This is a genomic window from Holdemania sp. Marseille-P2844, from assembly GCF_900120005.1.
In the GTDB taxonomy this organism is placed as follows: domain Bacteria; phylum Bacillota_I; class Bacilli_A; order Erysipelotrichales; family Erysipelotrichaceae; genus Holdemania.
The window spans coordinates 161,906-182,515 of record NZ_LT635452.1 but is presented as its reverse complement, the minus strand read 5'-3'; the positions used below and the strand labels follow the sequence as shown (position 1 = coordinate 182,515).

Here is a 20,610-nt window from a genome sequence, read left to right as displayed (position 1 = left end):
GTCACTTGTCCTCCATCGTCATATTCACGCCGGGAATAAACTGCTTTTCCGACATTTTCCCTAATTCCCGGATCATTGTACATGACTGCGGTGAAATAAACTCGATCACACCTTTCTTCATAATCGGCATCCAGAAACAGGATTTTAAGTTTTCATCTTGTGATTCAGAAGGATAGATAAACGAATGAAACATAACACCAAAAGCTACCTCTTCAGCTTCATCATAAGGTGAAGTTCCTTCTCCAAAAGTACAAGTTTCAACATAACCCTGGCACTCTCTAGTGCCTAAGAAAATATCTCGGCGGCCGCCGCGAGCAACCATTCTTTTAGCGATATCATAATGCTTATGTTCATTGCGATCCTGCGCTAAATCCGCTCGTTTTTCATTCCAAATGAAATGAGCCTCAACCTGATATTCAACATCATGAAGGTAAGTATACAGCGATAAATCGTTCTGGTTGGAATAATATCGAATTGGCCGAATCCCTTTTGACTGCGTCTGAATGATTTTCATCACCCGGCAACGATCGATAACCCAAATTAATGTAGGTTTCCAATAAATACTTTCTGTGATTCCTTTCAGAGCTTGATACGTCGGGACAGGATAACTGAATTTTTCTCCGCCCACCTTGGTAAGTGGATCTGTAAACAGCGCTTCATTTCCCCAGACACGGAAACAAATCTTATTGTCATAAAGCATTTTCTCACCTCTTTCAAATAATCCATGACTGTGCTTCGAAATCAGTCACACCTTTTTCTTCGTCATAACAGCCTTCTTTTAAGCAATAAAGATCAGCCGCTTCAAAATAACTAAAATTCTGTTTATGTTTCCGAATATAGGATTCATTCAGATTAACACTATAATTTTGAGCTTGACGTTTTAATTTTCGCAAATTATCTAGCTGGAATTTAATATTTCCACTATTCAATTCTTCAATCAGTTCTCTCCCTTTTTCATAAGGGACTAAAACCCCAATTGAATAATCTTCAATCACTTTAAAATACCTTCCTGCCGTTTCAAAAGCTTGATGCATCATCCAGTTTACGTCTGATTTCTTTGCCTTTGAAATTTCAGTACACCAACAAGAACAGAAAGAATTCAGATCATATAATGTAAAACCCTGGCTTGTTACAGGATAATCAACTTGATCCTGAATAATTTTATAATATCGAGAATAATACATTTCCAAAGCCTTATTTGATAATATATTATTTTCAAAATCTTCTGGAGCTTTCTTGAATTTATCTAATACATAATGAGAGCAGATCAATTTTCTTGTCAACTGTGAAATGGTTGTATTCTTAGTGATTGATTCATGCATAAAATCAATTTCATACGAATAAAAGACAATGAGTTCGCCTAGCTTTTTATGATCATGTCGATTGCATCTTCCAGCGGCCTGAATTAATGAATCCAATCCTGAACAGGCACGTAAAACAACATCAAAACTGATATCCACCCCGGCTTCAATCAAGGATGTACTCACGCACAAGACTGGAATATTTTCTTTCAAAGCGTTAATCATCTGTTGTATTCGTCTTTTTTTGTGATTCGGGCATAAATTTGTTGTCAAGAGAATTAAGAGTGGTCGATTCATCTCTGGAATTTGCTCAAATTTCTTCTTTAAGCATTCAAATACGCGAGTAGCTCCGGATACAGTGTTCATAATCGTTAATGCATTAGATCGTTCTTGCTGCTTTTCATAAGCAAGTTCAGCAATCTTTTCAACTGAGAAACAATTTTGTACATCCGTCTTATCTGTAACAAAAACACGATGAATTTTTTTCATATCTTTTGAATCATTCGTGTCGATATCTTTGTATTGCGACCATTGTAATGGATGTTTTATTTTTTCCAAAAGCGGCGGCGTAGCACTACATAAAACAACTTTCACATCGGCTAAGTGTTCAAGCATATTTAATGCACTATTAAACATTCCGATACAGTTGTCCGGTATAGATTGGATTTCATCAAAAATAATTACGGAATTGCTTAACTGATGAAGACGGCGTACATCTTTTTTCCTTGCGGAAAAAAATGTATCCATAAAGTGAACCAAAGACGTAATAATTATTGGAGAATCCCAGCGCTCTGTTCGCAATTCATATTCCTGAAGTTCTTCCTGTTTTTGTAAATTATCATTTGTTGATGCATTTATTAACTCATTCTCAAAGTCAGAGTAATGTTCAAGAATCCAGTCCGAATGCTCTTCTAAATGGAGTGTTTCTTTAATAGTTTGTGAATTCTGCAATAAAATACTCAGAAAAGGAATAACATAAATAATATGTTTTGTTTCAGGAAAATTACAAGCGTGTTGCAAAGCGAGACGGAGACTTGCCAGGGTCTTTCCGGATCCAGTTATTGATTGTAATCGATATATTCCTGAGGGCCAATTTCCTGCGTTTAAGCATGATTTGCTCACTCGCTTGCGAATTTGATTTAAAGTCGAAGAAGCTTGTGATGGATTGAGTTTTTCTAAACCCAATAATTCTTTATTCAATCTCTCCTGAAGTTCTGCCCAGATTTCTATCCTATTTTCTGCTACCGGAATATTTTTCTTATCTAGAAAACAAGCTGTATCCAGACGATCACTATCTATTAAACTACTGAAAAGAAAACGTTCGATCAGTCCATAGGTGAACATTCCTTCTTCTAACTTCGCCTCTTTGGGTTTATCATCATTTATTTCAAAGGAATGTCCTTTTACAAGTATATTTATTTGGGTATTTAATTGAATTATTTCATTTTGTGCTTTTTCAATAAGCTGATTTATCTCTTCTTTACAATTTAATTCATTGAAAAACGAATCATGAACTGATTGGTTTTCCTCAGCATTCAGCATCCGCTCAAAAGGAGAGTTCCCATTTGGATCATATATATCCATCAATCCACGATGATGTCCTAATATCGCGATGGAACATAGCTGAAATAGAAGTGTTCTGAATTGTTGCTGTTTTTTCGGCATTGTCCAAAATTCCTTACCAAAAAATAGTTTCCTTAGTATCTGAGCACCTGCTGCCGAATGATTAATTTTCCCTTTCTTCTCTGTTTGATTTTCAAGCATATATTGCTGAAATACAGGATTGGCTTTCCCTGCATCATGGAGTAATCCTATTAATCGTCCAGTTGATGTAAGGCCAAGCGAAAAACAATTTTCTTCCATCATTCTTGCTACATTTTCACTATGATCTTTTAAGGATTGTGCTCGTTGTTCTTCCCCATCCCAGTGTGCTAATAACATAAACACACCTCCTAATACAACAGTCTTTAATAATTATATTATATCCCATTTTCTAATTATTCCTACCAGAAAATAAGATTTAACTAAAGTCAACTTCTATCAATTAGATTAACAACAAAAAAACGGCGTTATACCATAACAATCAATACATTGCTTGAGATAAAATTATAGTTATAAAACGATTGGCAAAAATTCACGCACTGCCAGTGGGACATGTCTTAAGGTTATGGATAAATTTAAGAAAGAGATTTCAATCCACGCACCGCGTGAGCGATGCGACTTAGTGCTGGTGAGGCTGTGTATACTACACTTCTAATTTCAATCCACGCACCGCGTGAGCGATGCGACCGTTTGATGTTTCTGCACCTTGCTTACTTTCAAGAATATTTCAATCCACGCACCGCGTGAGCGATGCGACATTCAGATTGATAATAAATGCTGTCAACTTCTGAAATTTCAATCCACGCACCGCGTGAGCGATGCGACGGATGTCCAGCAGACCGGCGGCGTTATGGCCATTCAATTTCAATCCACGCACCGCGTGAGCGATGCGACATGGTTTCCTGCGCCTGCTCAAGATTCGCCAGCATTTCAATCCACGCACCGCGTGAGCGATGCGACCCACGGTAAGATAGGTCATAGGTGTATCCGGATAATTTCAATCCACGCACCGCGTGAGCGATGCGACGATCTCGGCGCATTCTTCGCGGGTCATACCATCATTTCAATCCACGCACCGCGTGAGCGATGCGACTGGATTTACTGTCTATGTGTCGAATAACGTGCCATTTCAATCCACGCACCGCGTGAGCGATGCGACGCAAGGGCAGAAAGAGAGGATAATGAAATGGCAGATTTCAATCCACGCACCGCGTGAGCGATGCGACGGCAACCACTTCCGGAGCCTCATCAAAACCAAAATATTTCAATCCACGCACCGCGTGAGCGATGCGACGATCCAGGGTCAGCCATAGTAAATCCGCCAATATATTTCAATCCACGCACCGCGTGAGCGATGCGACACTTCCGTCCGGTTATTTGCCCGACGCGTAAAAAATTTCAATCCACGCACCGCGTGAGCGATGCGACATGATGATTATGGGTACACAGGCATTATTTGAAGTATTTCAATCCACGCACCGCGTGAGCGATGCGACTCAATGCAGCGACGTAACTGGCGGATGGATTACAATTTCAATCCACGCACCGCGTGAGCGATGCGACGGCAAATAAGAAACTTAATGACTTCTATTTGTTTCCTATTTCGATTCTATGATAAACAATCTTGGATACACTTGCAATATTTTCTTTAATTTTCACATTTTCCCGGTGCGAACCTCCCAGGATTTCTATGTTCACTTCACGTTCGCACTTAAAGACCTTCTTCTTCCACAAATCGATAGAAACCTTTTTCTTTCTCAATATCCGCAGAACTAATCGTTCCTACAGGTGCAGTATAAATAATAAATTCCTCATCTTTATCCAATCCAAAAATGTCACTGCAAACTTTATCATCAAACGCCGCAATCCCGCAAATCCCTAAATTTAGCGCGGCGCAGCCCAGATATAAATTCTGTCCAACATGTCCCACATCGATCAATGCCACTCGATGCGCTCGAATCCCATATCGCCACTCGCAACGATAGGCTACTAGCGACCAATAGAAAACAACACTCGCTTTGCTCGCCCAGCGCTGTCCGCACAGTGAATCCGAAATCATCTGCTCTTCATCATCTATTCTATGTAAAAATTCAAGCGCATGCTCCATTGGTAAATAATGATAAACTCCACAATCCAATCCCTCGCACATCCGCACAATCAAATACGTTTCAAATCCATGACGAGCACCGCCGGATGGCACCGTTCGCAATGTTGCGTATCGCTTTCCACGAATCTCTTTCACCCCTTGACTTACCCATAATAAATACGATAACTGAAGTAAACTAACCGGCTGCTGAGTAAAAACACGAGAACTATGCCGTCTTGATAAAATCTCAGTAAAATTCCCATCAATATCCAAATCTTCAAAATTATGCGGCAGTATTATTCTCTGTTCGCTTATCGCAGCCTTCACGAGTGGCGGCTGCGGTTTCTTCAACTGCTGATCAGATACAAAATCATCCTGATCTGCAATACTCTGACAATGCAAAAACTGCCGGCCTTCCCGAATAAGTGTCTGTATACGCTTTTCATCCATCATTTTAAGGCCCTCCCTTTTCTTTATTATAACAGTCCGCAGGAAAACAAAAAGAAAAACTCCATCCCAACAAAGTCAGAATGGAGAAAATCATATCTATTTTTTCAGCAGGTATGCCCTGCCAGACAACCATGGGTCATTGCCATACCGACTGAGTTGCCTGCCATCGGCGTGCTGTAACCTAAGCCATAACGGCCACCTAAACAATTACCCGCCGCATACAGGTTGCCGATCTTTTCCCATTGTGTATTCAGCACGTTTTGTTCGGCATCCGTAACCAGTCCCGACAACGTAACCATTGACGGGTTGCCGCCATGACCTAAATTTCCAGCTCCGCCATAGAACGGCGCTTTTTCAATCGGGATCATGAATTCTTTATCTTTGCCATAATCTGTATCTCCCTCGGCATAACTCATTATAATGCGCAATACTGTCAAGAAAATTCTGTTTTGCTTCCCCCTCATAACCTAACAAGTCTGCCAATTCTTCCAGCGTATTGGCAGCAAAAACCGTACCCTTCATCATTTTCCGTTCTGCCAGATTTGCCCCGGTGACTGTCGAGCCTTCCGGATTGCCGATCTCAACCGCATCCATATCGGCTTTCAATACATCGTAAAAATCATCCATGCCAAAGTTAGGCGCTCCGTGATCCAGCGGCGCCTTCGCTACAGTTTCGCTCCAGTTCGCATCCGTGACATAGCAAGCTAAGCCTGCCGGCTGACGTTTAGATACGGAACCCAGCTGACTGATTGCGCCTTCGTTGCAGAAACGTGTACCTTCAACATTCAGCATCAACACCGGACAGGTTCCCCAAGGACCGCTTACACCGCCTCGCAGCGCCATCTATCCACGCGGGGAATCTTCAATCATGCCGCCAGCCCAACAGCCCATTTTATGACCGATTCCTACACGAATCGTCGTGCTCGCTCAATCTTCAGCCTTTTTCCATACGCTCTGCCCATTCCATGCCTTCATTCAGTAAAGCTCAGCACATTTTCGGATCGCCAATGAAGTCACCGGCGGCTAAGATAACACCTTTGCTCGCTGTGAATTAATGTATTCGCCGACGGTATTCCTTGCAATTAACCCCATGACTGTCCTGTCATCCGCCTGAATTAAGACAACACCGGTATGCTCGAAGAACCACTCGGCTCCATGTTCCTGCATATATTTAACAATGTATTTGTGGACAAATTTAATATTATTTCCCTGATAGTTATAGAATTGCGAATTGCATGACCATGTATTCTAACCACCGCAATGGATCAGATAGGAAACCTTTGCCCCGCTGTAAGCTACTTTGTGTTGCATAACGGATATTGGGCAAGATTCGAAATAAAAATAATGATCAGATCCTCATCCTGTTTTCTGATTTTAGCGGCTGCCTGCGTTTCATCCATTTTATCCATTTGGATATCCAATAACGCAAGATCAAAAGAATGCGGAGGTATGGAGGAAAAACTTTCACCGTCCTGAAATACAGTAATTTGCAAGTTTAGCTTTTCATCATGCTGGATCCGATTCAGAATTTCCTCCATGCGTTGGATTTCCGGCAGAGAATCTTCTATCAGCGACACTCTGATCATCATCCTTCCCCTCCTTGTGTTTCCTTGTGAAATCTTTACGTTATCATCCCGTAATTTCAGAGACCAAACAATCCGGATTCAGAAAAGCAGATTCTCGTACAAAGACTATTTGAACATTTTTAGCGACTGATTGAAAATCGTGATCTTCTTTTTTCAGTGGCAATTCGTGATATAATGAACGAAAAGAAAATAGGAGAGGATTTTTGATAGATGAATACAAACAAAACGATGGTCATGGCGATCAATTTTCCATTCTGTCTGCAGGAAGAAAACTTAGCGCATCCTTTTCAGATTCTTGGGGATTCACAAACTAAGCTGGATTATGTGGAAGCGTTGAGCCGTGAGATCCACAGTGCTGTGGCTGATTTTCAAGATGTTACTTTTACTGCAGTAAAGTTTGCTGGATATCCAACGATCATGAACGCGGATAAATTAGGAATGTTATTGCATCAAATTCGGCAGGAATATCGGCTAGCGGATTTCTGCGAGGTGAGCATTGAAACGTTGCCCAATACCGTATGTGTCCCTTTATTAAGTGAATTGAATCATGGACAGCCTACTCGTTTCCAACTAAGAGTTCATTCGCTGCAACCACGAGAATTGCTGACATTGAAAGTTCCGTTTATCCTGTCGGATGTTCAAAATGCGGTCTTATTTTTGGATAAATTCCGGGTTAATAATGTTTCTATGGTATTAGATCTGGGAATTCCTGGACAGACGTTTGTTTCTTTAAAGCGCACATTGCGTTCTTGTTTGGAAATGGAGCCGGATCATCTGATGCTGCGGCCGTATTTAGGACCAAGAGGACAAGCTGATCAAAAATTACAGCGTCGAATGTTACTTTCCACAGATGCGTATTTAAAAGAGCAGGGGTGGATTGCTTATGCGCCAGGACTTTATTGTAAAAAGGAGTGCCAAGATCAGTTCTTAAGTCAATTATGGTTGCAAGGCGAGGTTGTTGGCTTTGGTTTAGATGCTTATTCATGCTTTGATGGTTATCAGTACAGGAACACACGAAACTTGGAAACTTATATAAAGGAAGCTGATAATTGTCAGCAGTTAATTGAAAATCCTCAGGCTTTATCTTCGGAAGAAATGGCTATGCGAAAACTTCGCGGGCAGTTATTATTGGACCAGCAAGCTGCCGCTGAAGGATATACAGAGTGTATACAAAGTGAAATTGATTCTTTTATACGTCAGGAATGTCTTATCAATCGAGAAGGAAAATTATCTTTATCCGCTGAAGGATTGGGAACTTTCTGGTTTAGCTTATTGAATGATGCTTATTATTAAAAACTGATAAAGGTCAGGAATGTCTTATTGGAGACAAACCTGGCCTTTTCCTAAAATTAGTAATGAATATTTTCAATAAAAATTGAGGATATTCTGGTGCGAACCAGAAGTGAACATGAAAATCCAGGGAGGTTCGCACCGGAAAGATGTGAAAATTGAAGGAAATATTGCAAGTGTATCCAAGATTGTTTATCATAGAATTGAAATAGGAAACAAGTAAAAGTCATTGAGTTTCTTATTTGCGGTTCGCATCGCTCACGCGGTGCGTGGATTGAAATAACTCATTGCCAATACAGTTATAAAGCAATTCTGTTCGCATCGCTCACGCGGTGCGTGGATTGAAATAGGGCCGCCGGAGCGGCGTGGGATTATCTGCAAGTTCGCATCGCTCACGCGGTGCGTGGATTGAAATCTTTTGTTGATAATGACGATCTCATAAACTTTGAGTTCGCATCGCTCACGCGGTGCGTGGATTGAAATCATAGCTGCGGAAACACTCATGACGCCCGTTGAGGTTCGCATCGCTCACGCGGTGCGTGGATTGAAATCCGTTAACTACGATGGTGAAGATTGGTCTGTAGAGTTCGCATCGCTCACGCGGTGCGTGGATTGAAATTATAAATATCAGTTTCTGAGCACAAGCAGCGTATGAATTAAAACTTTTTCAAATCATGTGAATTAATTAGATTGAACAAAAAAGTCTCGCTTAAGAATAAGTAAGATTTGCTCCAACACAGAAATGTTTTATTGGAAAACTCATGTCAAACATTGTATCGGTTATTATTAAATTGCTCCGCTAATCTGCTTTACAAAAAAGTAAATCAATAACTTAAACAAAAGAGTTCAGCTAGCAGAACTTGAAAAATCAAAACTCCGACAACCATGAAACCAACACGATTGTCTATATTCAACCCCATTATTCATAAAAACTCAAAACATCGACCAAAATCATAAAAATTCAAAAAGTGGTACGATTTTGGTACGAATGGAAAACTAAGGAATCAAAAAAGCCCTTAACTAAGGGCTTTATCGTTAACTGGTGCCGATACCCAGAATTGAACTGGGAACTGAGCATTACCATTGCTCCGTTTTACCATTGAACTATATCGGCAGGCATTTAATATAATATCAGTTACTTATAAAAAATGCAACAGTCTTTTTTCAGAAATCAAATTTTTTCAAAGCTCGCAGGACACGCGCAACCGGGAATCCCATAATTGAGTAAAAATCACCAATAATTCTCTTCACCAGAAAAAATCCCTCTCCCTGAATTCCATACGCCCCCGCTTTATCCAACGGCTCGCCCGTCGCTACATAAGCTTCAATCTCCTCTGCCGTTAATGGATAAAATTCCACATCACTCACATCGCAGAAACAAATCCTCTGATCAGCGGAAAGCAAACATACGCCGGTCATAACCTGGTGCGTTTTCCCCGATAACCGTGTAAGCATCGCTTTCGCCTCTTCCGCATCTTCAGGTTTCCCTAAAATCTGCCGCTCCAGCACCACGATCGTATCCGCACCGATCACTACCGCTTCCGGATATCGTTCAAACACAGTGTACGCTTTTCGCCACGCCAACTCCTCCATCGCCGCTTCCAGCGGAATATCCGAATTCAATGCTTCATCAATATCCGCAACCTCGACGCGAAACGGAATATGGCAACGTTCCAAAAGCTCTCGCCGGCGCGGCGACTGACTCGCAAGAATTAATTCACGCTTCATTCCCGATTCCCCTTCTGATTTTTATCATAAATAATCTTCATTCCCTTAAACGCCAAATCCGGATCATATTCATCAATGCAGTTCGTTTCCTTCACCAAAATACGGCCCAACCCTCCCGTGGCAATCACTTTCAGCTGCGGCTGGTTTAGTTCCTCTTTAATCCGACGCACAAGATATTCTACCTGTCCAATATAACCATAGACCAACCCCGACTGCATTCCTGAAACAGTATTTTTTGCTAAAACACGCTCCGGCTTGATAATCTCAATTTCCGGTAATTTCGCCGTCATCGACCACAAAGCCTGGGCTGCAATCTCAATTCCAGGTGAAATCACAGTATATTCAAACACCCCTTTGCCGGAAATATAGTCATAGGTCGTGGCCGTACCGAAATCAATGACCAGACACGCCTGATGATACAAGTGATAAGCAGCCGCGACGTTCACAATCCGGTCGGCCCCCACTTCTTTCGGATTTTCTGAATTCACGGAAATTCCTGTTTTGACACCCGGGCCAATGATGAGCGGTGTACAATGAAAATATTTAATCACCGCACTTTCCAAAGAATGCATGATTTTGGGAACAACGCTGGAAATTACGACGTCGTGAATCAGGGAACTGTCAATTAACCGGGTTGACAACATCGTCCACAATACCATTCCCAATTCATCCGAAGTCCGCGGCGTTTTCGTCGTCATCCGAAATGTCGCTTTTAAGTCGTCATGATCAAACACGCCGACTGTGATATTGGTATTCCCAACATCCAAAGTCATCAACATAGGCTATTTCTCCCTTTTCTCTTTCAAGATTACCAGACAACGCTTCAGCAGCTCATAGGCCAGATCTTCCTTGCGCATAAGCGGCAGCGTTTCTTCCCCCTGGGCGGTGATCACCGTGACCCGGTTTGTATCGATTCCAAAGCCAGCTCCACTTTCCCGCAGGTCGTTCGCGACGATCAGATCAGCATGCTTGGATGCCAACTTTGTACGCGCCCGCGCTAACAGCTGCTCGGTTTCCATCGCGAAGCCGCACAATACCTGATCACTCCGCTTTCTCTCGCCTACGGCTTTCAGGATATCCTGCGTTCGCTTTAATGTCAGCTGGAATTCCCCATCTGTCTTTTTTATTTTTTCCGAAGCCGTTTCCACCGGCGTATAATCCGCCACCGCCGCCGCTTTGATAATCAGATCTGATTCGGAAGCCCGGCTGAACACAGCTTCGGCCATCGCCTGTGCGGAAGTCACCGGCTGGTCCTCTACCCCGCGCAAAGCAGGCAAAGCGGTCGGACCATGGACTAACGTAACCTCCGCGCCCCAGTTCCGCGCAGCTTTGGCAATCGCATATCCCATTTTTCCACTGGAATGATTCGTCAGATACCGGACCGGATCCAAAGCCTCCTGGGTCGGCCCGGCACTGACCAGCACCTTCAATCCTGCCAGCGGCTTCTCCGTGATCAAAGCCTGTTCAATCTCATCCTCGATCACATCCAATGGCGCCAGCCTCCCTTTGCCGACGTCGCCGCACGCCAGTAAACCGCTGTCCGCCTCTACAATCCGCATTCCCCGCGCCTTCAACAACCGCAGATTTTCCTGCGTCGCCGGATTTTCCAGCATTCCGGTATTCATCGCCGGGCAGATGATTTTCGTGCAGCTGCAGGCCAGAAAAGTCGTCGTCAGCATATCGTCCGCCAGTCCCTGAGCCAGTTTGGCGATCACATTCGCCGTCGCTGGAGCGATCACAAACACATCCGCCTGTTTCGCCAGGGAGACGTGCTGAACATGATATTCGAAATTCCGATCAAATGTATCCACACTGACTCGATGACCGCTCAGCGTTTCAAAAGTCAGCGGGCTGACAAACTCCGTCGCATTGCGGGTCATGATCACGTGAACGTCCAAATCCCTCTTTTTTAAATCACTTGTCAGCTGTGCCGCTTTGTACGCGGCAATGCCGCCGGTGACGCCTAAAATCACAGTTTTCTTCATCAGTTCCTCCCTGCCGTCAGAAACGGTTTTTTCTTTTTCATCAAACTCTTAGGCTGATGCCTCAACGGATCTATGTCTTTAATGATTACGATCATTCCCCAGCTGGCTTTTTCATCTTCCCTTTTGTTAGCGGCAGCAGAGCCCGGCCGACCGCGAGGACAATCACAGCGCCGATCGCCATTTCCAAAAGTCCGTTCGTCATGACCACGCCCAGCAACAACGCCGCCAACCCTGACAGCGCAACCCCTTTTACCGCGGCATACGCCGAGCCGAAGAAAACATAAATCCCCAGCATGACCAGAGCCGTATGCGTCAACGTACTGATCAGCGCTGCCAGAATCAGACTGACATTGATCTTCTTCGTCGTTTTCATCAGCAAGGTAAACAACACACCGGCCAGCCAGCCCAACAAAACCCGCGGTCCGATCGCAATGATCAAACTCGCCAATCCGCCGTGAAATTCGCCAACCGAGTAAAACGGTGAAAAGACAAACGAGGTCACCGTCGGCGTCAGGGTGTTGACAATCACACTGCTGATCCCGAAGATCAAGCCGATTGCGCTCCCGGCTTTCGGCCCCATCAGAACTCCTGCCAGAATGACCGGAATATGCAGCGTCGTCGCCCGCACCGGACCGATCGGAATGTAGCCTAACGGCGTCAGCATCAGCACAATTTCGATGCAGCCGAACAACGCCAGCAGCACCATGTTCTTCGTCTTCTGTTTCGATTTCATATTTTCTGTTTTCCTCCTGTCACTCCCTTCCCGGGATGCAACGTACTGAAATTCGAGAATCCCTGCCAAAATGCCATCCATCGGATAGAAGTCCGTTACGATCTCCTTGCGAGGTGACAATCCGGATTGTGGGAATTCATTTTTATTATACTCAAGATCCCCTCCAATTCAACCGTTTCACGACCGGAAGGCGACAAAATTCTACCAAAAATAGACAGCTCTGAATTTGTTGAACAGTTGCCATACTAACGGTACAGGAAATGAAGGTGAACGGATGAAAAGAATACCCTATGTCATTTTAATCAGTCTGCTTTTCTTAAGCGGATGCCAGAGTCAGCCCGGAAACGAGGATCCAACGGCCAGGGTCGGGTCCATAACCGATGATGTTCCGGAAATCAATATTCCGGAAACTGATATCGACTTTTCGCAATTCAGTACGCTGGACGCCCGGATGCATGCGTGGGGCTTGGGCAAAGACAAAGATGAAAACGGCCAGCCCGCAGACGCGGTGCTCGCGAATCAAAAGTATAAAGCTTATGACGCCGTCTTTGTCGGGCGGCCGGATCAGAAGGTCTATCTGACCTTTGACAATGGCTACGAAAACGGAAATACACCGAAGATTCTGGATACGCTGAAAGAGAAAAACGTCAGCGCCGTCTTCTTCGTCACATCCCAATATGTATTGGAAAATCCGGATTTAATCCAGCGAATGATTGATGAAGGTCATGTGATCGGCAATCACAGCTATCATCATCACTCCTTCCCGACGATCAGCATTGAGAAAGTTTACGATGAGATTATGCAGCTGGACGCGCTGTTGTTGGATCAATTCCAATACAAGATGACGCTGGTCCGGCCGCCGAAGGGAGAATTTAACGAGCAGTCGCTGGCCTTATGTAACGTATTAGGCTATCAAAATGTGCTGTGGTCGTATGCTTACTACGATTACAATGTCGCCGATCAGCCGGATCCGGCAACTGCGCTGAAGAAAAATCTGGATAACGCACATCCCGGCGCCATTTATCTTCTGCACGCAGTCTCAGATACCAACATGCAGATTCTCCCTGATCTGATCGAAGGCTTGCGGAAGCTGAATTATGAAGTAGCCCGCTACGATTTAAAATAAGACTTTAGAAAAAAAGAATCTGTTTTCTTTCTGAAAAGAAAGAGTGAAAGACAAATTCCGTTTCAAAACAGAGGCTGGCTTTTGAAGGGGAACTTACTCAAACTTGCGTAAAAAATTAAGGGCAGGGAGGATCAAGCTTATAGTTTGATCCTCCCTGCTACTTTGCGCAAAAATTCTAAGACCCGCCTCAAAACTGAGTAAGGACCGTTAAAGGATTGGTCTTTTTTCTTTTTAATTGACTTTTTTCTCCGCTCTGCAGCATCATGAATTGAAAGTTCGGACAACAGTAATACAGTCAGCTTCGACGAGTACAGCCAACATTGCCAGATCAGACAGAGATGTTCCTGTCTTGCTCACCAACACGACTGGTTAATGGTTCAACTGATCGTCATTTTCATTGACCGCGGGAGCCGTTTCCCCCAGGCGCATCGCTTCCGACCGGAATTGTTCCAACCGGGCCTCCGCGGCAGCATCCTGATCGAAATAATCGACGAGCAGATCCAGACACCGCAAAGTTTCCGGCGAACTCATATGTTCCAGTTTTTCCGTTTCTTCCAGCAGTTGTTCCGCTTTAATGCCTGCCAACTGCAGAAATCGAGCTACCCGCTGATGCCGCTCCAGCAAGGCTTTTCCCTGCTTCCAACCTTTCTCTGTCAACTGCACGTCCCCATAGTTTTCCACAATCAAAAAACCTTCGGCCGCCAATTTACGCAGCATTTTACTGACCGAACTGCGTCCCACCTGAAGTGCGCTGGCCATGGCGGACACCCGGAGCGTTTGATTTTCCTGCTGCAGCCGGTATATCATTTCCAGATAGTCTTCCATTGCTGCCGTCAGCTGATCCGCTTCATTCCGTGCCGCTTCCCGAAACGGCCGAAATCCCTTGTTTTCCGCCATCCCCTTCGCCTCTTTCCCTAGTCTCTGCCGCTTTGCCACGTTTCTATCCTGCTCCATATTATTCTTAAATCCTTCGTCCGTGCGGGCTGCCTCAACAGGCAGAATATCCCGTTTCGCAAAGAAAAAGCTGGGGTATCCGCTTCCCAGCCGCTCATTCAAACAAGCTTGACATGTTCAATTACGCAACAGACTAACAGAAAACAGACTGAAGCTTCAAGTCCCACAGCGCAGAATTTCGACATCAACTGCTGCTTATACCTCGTTTTTTCCTGGTTTCCATTGAAGAAAGCCTTCGTTTTTTCCTTCTACGTTACGCTTCTTCTTCCACCTGCGGGAGTTTAAAATATCGACTAAATTCCCCCTGAATCCGATCATGCAGCCGCCGCACACCACCTTCCAGATGATACCGCATGACTTCACCGCAGCGCTCCCGCTGGCGCTTTTCCACAATTTCCACAATTTCCTCATGTTCATGAAGCAATTCATTCATTGAGAAATTGGCTTTGACGTCCAACATTCGGAAACGCGAATAATGTACTTTCATCTGATTGATAATCTGCCACATGGCCCGCTGACCGGCGATCGCAAAGATATGCTCGTGAAATTCGCTGTCCAACGCGTAGAATTCATCCGGCGTCCGCTGCTTCGCAATCGCTTCCCGCTGATGGGCCAAATCTGTTTTCAGCTGCTGCAGCTGGGCGGGCGTTCTCCGTTCGATACCATCTTTCAGAATCTGAATTTCCACGATCGTGCGCATGTTGATCGTCGCCATGACCAATTCCATATCAATCAGCGATACCTTCGTTCCCCGCTGCGGCAGGACTTCCAGCAAGCCGTCGTTGCACAACCGCAGGAATACATCGCGAACCGGGGTTCGGGACACCTGGAATCGCCGCGAGATTTCATTTTCGCTGATCAACGCTCCCGGTTCGATTTTCAGATCGATAATTTCTTCCTTTAACTGATTGTAGATCTCCAATTTATCCATCCTGAGTCCCCCTCATACAGTTAGTATACAAGGTGTCCGGGAGGGATTCAAGTTTCATTTTTCCACGGCAATTTCAAAGAAATTCTCACTGTCTCTCCTGATCATGATATAATGCAGGCGATAAGGAGGACAAGCTATGAAATTTTTAGTCATTTCTGATATTCACGGTTCTGCCGACTATATGGAAAAAGCGCTTGAAGCTTATACCCGGCATAAACCAGATCAAATCCTGCTGCTGGGTGATATCCTCTATCACGGCCCGCGCAATCCGCTGCCGCAGGGCTACAATCCCCAGAAAGTCGCGGCGCTGCTCAATCCGCTTGCCGATAAAATCATCGCCGTCCGCGGCAACTGCGACGCCGAAGTAGATCAGATGCTTTTGAATTTTGATATTCAGCGCGACTGCGCGACCCTCTTTTTGGGCGGACACCGGATTACGGCGACGCATGGTCATCTGTTTCCGCTTGATCCGCCCCCGCACAGCTTCCCCGGCGATATCTATTTGTTTGGACATATCCACGTTCCTGTCATTCGTCAGGAAAACGGAATTACGCTGCTCAATCCCGGCTCGATCACGCTGCCAAAACAAAATTCACCGCATACCTACGGACTGCTGGACGAAAACGGATTTACGATCATGACCGAGGATCACGAAGTCTATCAATCGCTTACCTTCTGAGCGCGACAAAACACTTACGGCAATCAGGCCCAATTCCTTTCAGGTCCGACAGTCTTATTTGAGACTATACCTTTCCTTTCATGGGCTTCTCTACTTCAGAGAGCCCTTTTTTACTTTCGTCGATCAACAGACAGAGCACGGCTGCCCATTGATCCTCCGCTTCCTTTAACGTAATTTTCACCACTTCTCCCTGCTTCATCAAATGTCGTTGGGCGACTGGCGCGATGTAGTAAACAGGCTGGGTAATCGAATCCAGAACCAGCTGATTTTCCCGAACTTCCATTTCCGTACGTTTCCATTGGCAGGATGGCAACGTACGGCGAATCCGATATTGATCCCTTTTGGATCCGGCTTTCATCCGCTGGGCTTGTTTCCAGACCTGCTGAAGCATCGCCGTCGGCAGCGACTGGTAGGCCTCCGGCAGCGGCGCGTCTTCAATCCGCTGGGGATGATGAATCATCGCGTCAAACAATTCTTCGCGGAACTGCGCCGCATTGTGGCTTAAGGCGCAAAGCTCGCGGCGCTGCGTCAAGGTTGGAAAACAGGTAATTTTTACATTCATAATCATGGTAATTATTTCCTCCTACTATTACTATTGCGCTTTTTTTCTGAAATCCTCCCGGATTTCAGAAATTTCTACAAATTTTTCGATTTTTTTTGTCCTGTTTTTGTCTCAAATCGTTCCATTCCCTTTATAACAGCTCTTTTCCCGCGATATTTCTCACGGATAGAAAAATTCCAAACAAACTTGCATCCATCCTTCCAACTCAAATTCTCGTTTGCAGCATCAGTATGAAAATCAACTTAAAACGACAAAAAAACCTTCGGCAATCCTGTGGATTACGGAAGGTTCAATGATTATTTTTCCAACATCAACCGATCCAGCCGCGGATTAGCGACTTCCCGGATCCGACCGTCTTCAAGATAGACCTTCGCCAGTCGGTCGCTCAGCAAAGTCAGAACTTCATACGGAATCGTTCCCAACTCCCGCGCCACCTGTTCCAGCGGAACATGCGGACCGAACAGTTCGACCTTCGTCCCTACCGGAAAGGCGTGCGGAAGCCGGATCATCGCCTGATCCATGCAGATTCGTCCGACAAATTCGCCGGTTTCTCCCTCAATCCAGCATTGCCGTCCCTGGTGCTTGCGAATCCAGCCGTCAGCATACCCGATCGGCAAGGTTCCGATCCATTCCTCTTTCTGCGTCGTATAGGTCGCCCCATAGCCCACCGGCTGCCCCGCCGGCAACGCCTTGACATAAATCAATCGGCTGTATAAGCTGACGCACGGCTTCAGCGGCGTCGCGTAGGAAGTCACGCCGAACATTGCCAGTCCGCAGCGCACCGCGTTGCCGGGCGCCTTCGGATAATGCACCGCTGCATCGGAATTACTGCTGTGCACCCAGCGAAAAGGCGTGTTCAAGGCCTGAACAATCCGCTCGAAACGGGCCGCCTGATCGTCCGTCATCTCATTGTCCGGATTATCCGAGCAGGCATAGTGGGTGAAAATGCCTTCCACCAAGGCGCCGCTGTCCTGCAGCAGCGTTAGCATCGCCCGCAGTTCGTCAAGATTCTCCGTGCCGATGCGGTGCATGCCGGTATCCACCTTTAAATGTACTCTCAAACCCTTGACCGGGACCTGAACCAGCTCCTTGACCCACTTTAGCGATACCGCCGGCACCGCCAGATCATACCGCAGAAGCAGCTCCGCTTGGGACGGATCCACAACGCCCAGAATTAAAACCGGCGCTGTGATCCCCTGATACCGCAGCGACAACGCCTCATCCAAGCTCGATACTGCCAACATCGCGGCCCCCGCTTCCAAGGCTGCCCGTGCAACCGGACCATCGCCAACGCCATAGCCATTGGCCTTGATCACCGCGATAAACTGCCGGTCCGTCTGCCGGCGCAGCCAGCGGATATTTTCTTTGATCTGATCCAGATCGACCTCAACCCAGCTCTCCCGATAAAACATGTCTGTCCCTCTTTTCCTGACTAGTCCTGCCGCTTAGACAAAGCGGGAAGTCGTATAGGCCAGATAAACTCCGCCGATGCGGAACATCAGTGACAACAGCGCGCTCATGCTTGTGCCGATCAGGCTCTGCAGCACCATCCTGAACGCAAGCATAAAGAACTGAAATCCCATCGTAAACACACCAAAGCCGAAATAAGCGATCATATCGCCAAACAGGAAACAAAGTACCGCCAGCACGGCCGCCAGCACAGAAAACCGCACCTGTACCCCGCGGCCATATTTACGGATGACCGTGCCGATTGCATAACCGAACGCCAGGTAAACCACTGAGAATTCGAACATGAGAAACCGCGCGATCAGACCATAAAGAATTGTCAGTCCCACAGTCGCCCCAACGCCATATCCAACTGCCCGAATAAACCGCTCATTGCGGGTCAGCGCCTGTTTATTGTAAATTTTAAGCATACAAGACCTCCTGAATACTCCCAGTATAGCACAATCAAATTTAAAAGAGAACGGGCGATCCGCAGACAGAATCTTACAAATCATGAACAGGCAGCTTTTCCTGCCGTTGGGAAGTGAGATTGAAAAAAGCAATTTGGAAACGGTTTTCTTTACTTTTCTGCTTTCCCAGAGTATCATTTTTTTAATGAGTGAAGGAGGTTCTACCGTGTTATCGAAGACGCAGAATCAAGCATTATATGAATTGCAGAAAGAACTGTGGGGCTACGCTGAACCCGGTTTTCTGGAACACAAATCAGCGAAGGCCATGAGCGGTTTCCTGCGCCGGGAAGGTTTCCAGGTAACTGAAGGTCTTTGCGGCATGGATACGGCGTTTGTCGGAGTCTGGGGCAGCGGCCGGCCGGTAATCTGTCTGTTAGCGGAATTTGACGCACTTTACGGCCTGAGTCAGGAAGCGGACGTCGCCGAATACAAACCGATCGAAGGCATGGCGACCGGCCATGGCTGCGGTCATCATCTGTTAGGTGTCGGGTCGATCGCCGCCGCGATGATCGTCAAAGACTATCTGGAAAAGAACAAGCTGCCGGGGACGATCAAAATGGTCGGCTGTCCGGCAGAGGAAAGCGGCAGCGGCAAAGCCTATCTGGCGCGCGACGGGTTCTTTGCGGACGCCGATGCCGCGATCACCTGGCATCCATCCGCGCTTAACGTCGTATCTTCCGGCTCTCATCAGTCCTGCATTCAATGTTATTTCCGTTTTCACGGCGTTTCCAGTCATGCCGCAGGCAATCCGGAAGCGGGCCGCAGCGCGCTGGACGCTGCCGAACTGATGAGCGTCGGCGTCAATTACCTGCGCGAACACATGGACTCTAAAGAACGCGTCCACTACGCCTACACCAATGCCGGCGGGATTTCCCCGAATGTCGTTCAGGCGGAAGCAGAGGTCAAATACCTCGTCCGCTCCACGACCAATCCAAAATGTCAGAAGCTTTATGAACGTGTGATCAATATCGCCAAAGGCGCCGCGCTGATGACCGGCACAACCTGCGATGTCGTCTTTGACGAAGGCTTAAGCAACGTCATTCCGAACTTCACGCTGGAACAGGTTCTGGAAGAGGCCTTCTTTGAGGTTGGCGCTCCGGAGTATACCGAAGCTGAACGCGCTTACGCCAAACAATTCCGCGATACCTATCCGCTCGATCCGGAAAGCGAGGTCACAGCCGTCATCGCCGAGCCAAAGACGCTGATCGCCAACATCCAGAACAGCGATATCTGCGATATCGTGCTGCGCCACCGCTGTGTTGACGAATGTTCGATGGGATCAACCGACGTCGGCGACGTCAGCTGGGTTGTGCCGACAGCTCAGATCAACACCGCCTGCTACAGCTACGGCGCGGGCGGGCATACCTGGCAATGGGTTGCCCAGGGCAAATCCACACTGGCCTACAAGGGGATGATGCTGGCGGCGGAAGTCATGGCAAAAGCAGTCGAGAAATGCTTTGAGCAGCCGGAAATCATAGTAAAGGCAAAAGCTGAATTTGATGAACGGCTGGCCGGGCAGACCTATGAATGTCTGATTCCCAGCGATGTGAAACCGCACATTATCCAATAAATCATCTCTGCTGACGCCTGCCGGATCGACCATTCTGGCAATACCGGCGTCATTCAGAAGGCTAAAAGCCGGCATCCTTCCCATGCGCAGGGCCGGCCTTGATTTCAACAA

19 protein-coding genes, 1 tRNA gene and 2 CRISPR repeat arrays are annotated in these 20,610 nt (G+C 46.2%); of the genes, 4 read left to right on the top strand and 16 right to left on the bottom strand.

Translation table 11 applies throughout. The features are described from left to right. Position 1: 1 nt before the first annotated feature. From cas5c to BQ7364_RS10720, 6 genes are all read right to left on the bottom strand, one after another. Positions 2–700, bottom strand: a complete 699-nt coding sequence (cas5c, locus tag BQ7364_RS10745) for a type I-C CRISPR-associated protein Cas5c (protein ID WP_072684720.1) — start codon at positions 698–700, stop codon at positions 2–4. 13 nt (positions 701–713) lie between these two features. Next, on the bottom strand, positions 714–3,242 hold the full coding sequence (locus BQ7364_RS10740; RefSeq protein ID WP_072684719.1) for a CRISPR-associated helicase/endonuclease Cas3: 2,529 nt from the start codon (positions 3,240–3,242) through the stop codon (positions 714–716). 247 nt (positions 3,243–3,489) lie between these two features. Next, positions 3,490–4,466: a CRISPR direct-repeat array (repeat unit 33 nt; unit sequence ATTTCAATCCACGCACCGCGTGAGCGATGCGAC). 148 nt (positions 4,467–4,614) lie between these two features. After that, positions 4,615–5,442: a SagB/ThcOx family dehydrogenase gene (locus BQ7364_RS10735; protein ID WP_234973179.1), complete on the bottom strand. Its 828-nt coding sequence runs from the start codon at positions 5,440–5,442 to the stop codon at positions 4,615–4,617. Between the two features lie 101 nt (positions 5,443–5,543). Beyond that, positions 5,544–5,807, bottom strand: a complete 264-nt coding sequence (locus BQ7364_RS10730) for an FAD-binding protein (protein WP_072684717.1) — start codon at positions 5,805–5,807, stop codon at positions 5,544–5,546. A 7-nt stretch (positions 5,808–5,814) separates the two neighbouring features. Next, entirely contained in the window at positions 5,815–6,282 is a 468-nt protein-coding gene (locus tag BQ7364_RS10725) for a hypothetical protein (protein WP_159432799.1), read from the bottom strand. A 452-nt stretch (positions 6,283–6,734) separates the two neighbouring features. Continuing rightward, positions 6,735–7,028 carry a response regulator gene (locus tag BQ7364_RS10720; RefSeq protein WP_072684715.1) on the bottom strand — a complete coding sequence of 98 codons (294 nt, stop codon included), beginning with the start codon at positions 7,026–7,028 and terminating at the stop codon, positions 6,735–6,737. 207 nt (positions 7,029–7,235) lie between these two features. Here BQ7364_RS10720 and BQ7364_RS10715 point away from each other — a divergent pair, with 207 nt between their 5' ends. Further along, on the top strand, positions 7,236–8,318 hold the full coding sequence (locus tag BQ7364_RS10715; RefSeq protein WP_072684714.1) for a hypothetical protein: 1,083 nt from the start codon (positions 7,236–7,238) through the stop codon (positions 8,316–8,318). A gap of 244 nt (positions 8,319–8,562) precedes the next feature. Further along, positions 8,563–8,934: a CRISPR direct-repeat array (repeat unit 34 nt; unit sequence GTTCGCATCGCTCACGCGGTGCGTGGATTGAAAT). A gap of 421 nt (positions 8,935–9,355) precedes the next feature. On the opposite strand, the gene BQ7364_RS10710 is transcribed toward BQ7364_RS10715, so the two are convergent. The 5 genes from BQ7364_RS10710 to BQ7364_RS10690 all read right to left on the bottom strand — a co-directional run bounded on the left by BQ7364_RS10710 (position 9,356) and on the right by BQ7364_RS10690 (position 12,761). Beyond that, positions 9,356–9,429, bottom strand: a tRNA-Thr gene (locus BQ7364_RS10710). A 50-nt stretch (positions 9,430–9,479) separates the two neighbouring features. Further along, on the bottom strand, positions 9,480–10,043 hold the full coding sequence (locus tag BQ7364_RS10705) for a Maf family protein (RefSeq protein ID WP_072684713.1): 564 nt from the start codon (positions 10,041–10,043) through the stop codon (positions 9,480–9,482). Beyond that, the gene (locus BQ7364_RS10700; protein ID WP_072684712.1) at positions 10,040–10,822 is read right to left on the bottom strand and encodes a type III pantothenate kinase; all 783 of its coding nucleotides are present in this window, start codon (positions 10,820–10,822) and stop codon (positions 10,040–10,042) included. Before BQ7364_RS10700 ends, BQ7364_RS10705 begins: the two co-directional genes overlap by 4 nt. A 3-nt stretch (positions 10,823–10,825) precedes the next feature. After that, on the bottom strand, positions 10,826–12,028 hold the full coding sequence (gene coaBC, locus BQ7364_RS10695) for a bifunctional phosphopantothenoylcysteine decarboxylase/phosphopantothenate--cysteine ligase CoaBC (protein WP_072684711.1): 1,203 nt from the start codon (positions 12,026–12,028) through the stop codon (positions 10,826–10,828). A gap of 91 nt (positions 12,029–12,119) precedes the next feature. Continuing rightward, on the bottom strand, positions 12,120–12,761 hold the full coding sequence (locus BQ7364_RS10690; protein WP_072684710.1) for an ECF transporter S component: 642 nt from the start codon (positions 12,759–12,761) through the stop codon (positions 12,120–12,122). A gap of 274 nt (positions 12,762–13,035) precedes the next feature. Between BQ7364_RS10690 and BQ7364_RS10685 the strand changes: the two genes are divergently transcribed. Beyond that, positions 13,036–13,887 (top strand): delta-lactam-biosynthetic de-N-acetylase, encoded by an 852-nt coding sequence (locus BQ7364_RS10685; RefSeq protein WP_072684709.1) that lies wholly within the window; start codon positions 13,036–13,038, stop codon positions 13,885–13,887. Positions 13,888–14,256: 369 nt separating this feature from the next. Here the strand turns inward: BQ7364_RS10685 and BQ7364_RS10680 are convergent, their stop codons facing one another. Beyond that, entirely contained in the window at positions 14,257–14,823 is a 567-nt protein-coding gene (locus tag BQ7364_RS10680) for a metal-dependent transcriptional regulator (RefSeq protein ID WP_159432798.1), read from the bottom strand. Positions 14,824–15,094: 271 nt separating this feature from the next. After that, on the bottom strand, positions 15,095–15,772 hold the full coding sequence (locus BQ7364_RS10675; RefSeq protein ID WP_072684707.1) for a GntR family transcriptional regulator: 678 nt from the start codon (positions 15,770–15,772) through the stop codon (positions 15,095–15,097). 136 nt (positions 15,773–15,908) lie between these two features. Between BQ7364_RS10675 and yfcE the strand changes: the two genes are divergently transcribed. Then, positions 15,909–16,451, top strand: a complete 543-nt coding sequence (yfcE, locus tag BQ7364_RS10670) for a phosphodiesterase (RefSeq protein WP_072684706.1) — start codon at positions 15,909–15,911, stop codon at positions 16,449–16,451. 64 nt (positions 16,452–16,515) lie between these two features. Here yfcE and BQ7364_RS10665 read toward each other — a convergent pair whose 3' ends face one another. The 3 genes from BQ7364_RS10665 to BQ7364_RS10655 form a co-directional block, all read right to left on the bottom strand. Beyond that, positions 16,516–17,019 (bottom strand): hypothetical protein, encoded by a 504-nt coding sequence (locus tag BQ7364_RS10665; protein ID WP_072684705.1) that lies wholly within the window; start codon positions 17,017–17,019, stop codon positions 16,516–16,518. Between the two features lie 290 nt (positions 17,020–17,309). Further along, complete coding sequence (gene alr, locus BQ7364_RS10660; RefSeq protein ID WP_072684704.1) at positions 17,310–18,425, bottom strand: alanine racemase; 1,116 nt, start codon at positions 18,423–18,425, stop codon at positions 17,310–17,312. 33 nt (positions 18,426–18,458) lie between these two features. Next, positions 18,459–18,890 (bottom strand): hypothetical protein, encoded by a 432-nt coding sequence (locus tag BQ7364_RS10655; protein WP_072684703.1) that lies wholly within the window; start codon positions 18,888–18,890, stop codon positions 18,459–18,461. Between the two features lie 184 nt (positions 18,891–19,074). Between BQ7364_RS10655 and BQ7364_RS10650 the strand changes: the two genes are divergently transcribed. Continuing rightward, positions 19,075–20,499, top strand: coding sequence for an amidohydrolase (locus BQ7364_RS10650; RefSeq protein ID WP_072685052.1), 1,425 nt, complete (start codon positions 19,075–19,077; stop codon positions 20,497–20,499). Positions 20,500–20,610 lie beyond the last annotated feature (111 nt).

Excerpts from the sequence above, each read along its gene's own strand:
- cas5c (WP_072684720.1), bottom strand. The coding sequence starts at position 700 with ATGCTTTATGACAATAAGATTTGTTTCCGTGTCTGGGGAAATGAAGCG.
- BQ7364_RS10740 (WP_072684719.1), bottom strand. The coding sequence starts at position 3,242 with ATGTTATTAGCACACTGGGATGGGGAAGAACAACGAGCACAATCCTTA.
- BQ7364_RS10735 (WP_234973179.1), bottom strand. The coding sequence starts at position 5,442 with ATGATGGATGAAAAGCGTATACAGACACTTATTCGGGAAGGCCGGCAG.
- BQ7364_RS10730 (WP_072684717.1), bottom strand. The coding sequence starts at position 5,807 with ATGATCCCGATTGAAAAAGCGCCGTTCTATGGCGGAGCTGGAAATTTA.
- BQ7364_RS10725 (WP_159432799.1), bottom strand. The coding sequence starts at position 6,282 with ATGGCGCTGCGAGGCGGTGTAAGCGGTCCTTGGGGAACCTGTCCGGTG.
- BQ7364_RS10720 (WP_072684715.1), bottom strand. The coding sequence starts at position 7,028 with ATGATGATCAGAGTGTCGCTGATAGAAGATTCTCTGCCGGAAATCCAA.
- BQ7364_RS10715 (WP_072684714.1), top strand. The coding sequence starts at position 7,236 with ATGAATACAAACAAAACGATGGTCATGGCGATCAATTTTCCATTCTGT.
- BQ7364_RS10705 (WP_072684713.1), bottom strand. The coding sequence starts at position 10,043 with ATGAAGCGTGAATTAATTCTTGCGAGTCAGTCGCCGCGCCGGCGAGAG.
- BQ7364_RS10700 (WP_072684712.1), bottom strand. The coding sequence starts at position 10,822 with ATGTTGATGACTTTGGATGTTGGGAATACCAATATCACAGTCGGCGTG.
- coaBC (WP_072684711.1), bottom strand. The coding sequence starts at position 12,028 with ATGAAGAAAACTGTGATTTTAGGCGTCACCGGCGGCATTGCCGCGTAC.
- BQ7364_RS10690 (WP_072684710.1), bottom strand. The coding sequence starts at position 12,761 with ATGAAATCGAAACAGAAGACGAAGAACATGGTGCTGCTGGCGTTGTTC.
- BQ7364_RS10685 (WP_072684709.1), top strand. The coding sequence starts at position 13,036 with ATGAAAAGAATACCCTATGTCATTTTAATCAGTCTGCTTTTCTTAAGC.
- BQ7364_RS10675 (WP_072684707.1), bottom strand. The coding sequence starts at position 15,772 with ATGGATAAATTGGAGATCTACAATCAGTTAAAGGAAGAAATTATCGAT.
- yfcE (WP_072684706.1), top strand. The coding sequence starts at position 15,909 with ATGAAATTTTTAGTCATTTCTGATATTCACGGTTCTGCCGACTATATG.
- BQ7364_RS10665 (WP_072684705.1), bottom strand. The coding sequence starts at position 17,019 with ATGATTATGAATGTAAAAATTACCTGTTTTCCAACCTTGACGCAGCGC.
- alr (WP_072684704.1), bottom strand. The coding sequence starts at position 18,425 with ATGTTTTATCGGGAGAGCTGGGTTGAGGTCGATCTGGATCAGATCAAA.
- BQ7364_RS10655 (WP_072684703.1), bottom strand. The coding sequence starts at position 18,890 with ATGCTTAAAATTTACAATAAACAGGCGCTGACCCGCAATGAGCGGTTT.
- BQ7364_RS10650 (WP_072685052.1), top strand. The coding sequence starts at position 19,075 with ATGAGTGAAGGAGGTTCTACCGTGTTATCGAAGACGCAGAATCAAGCA.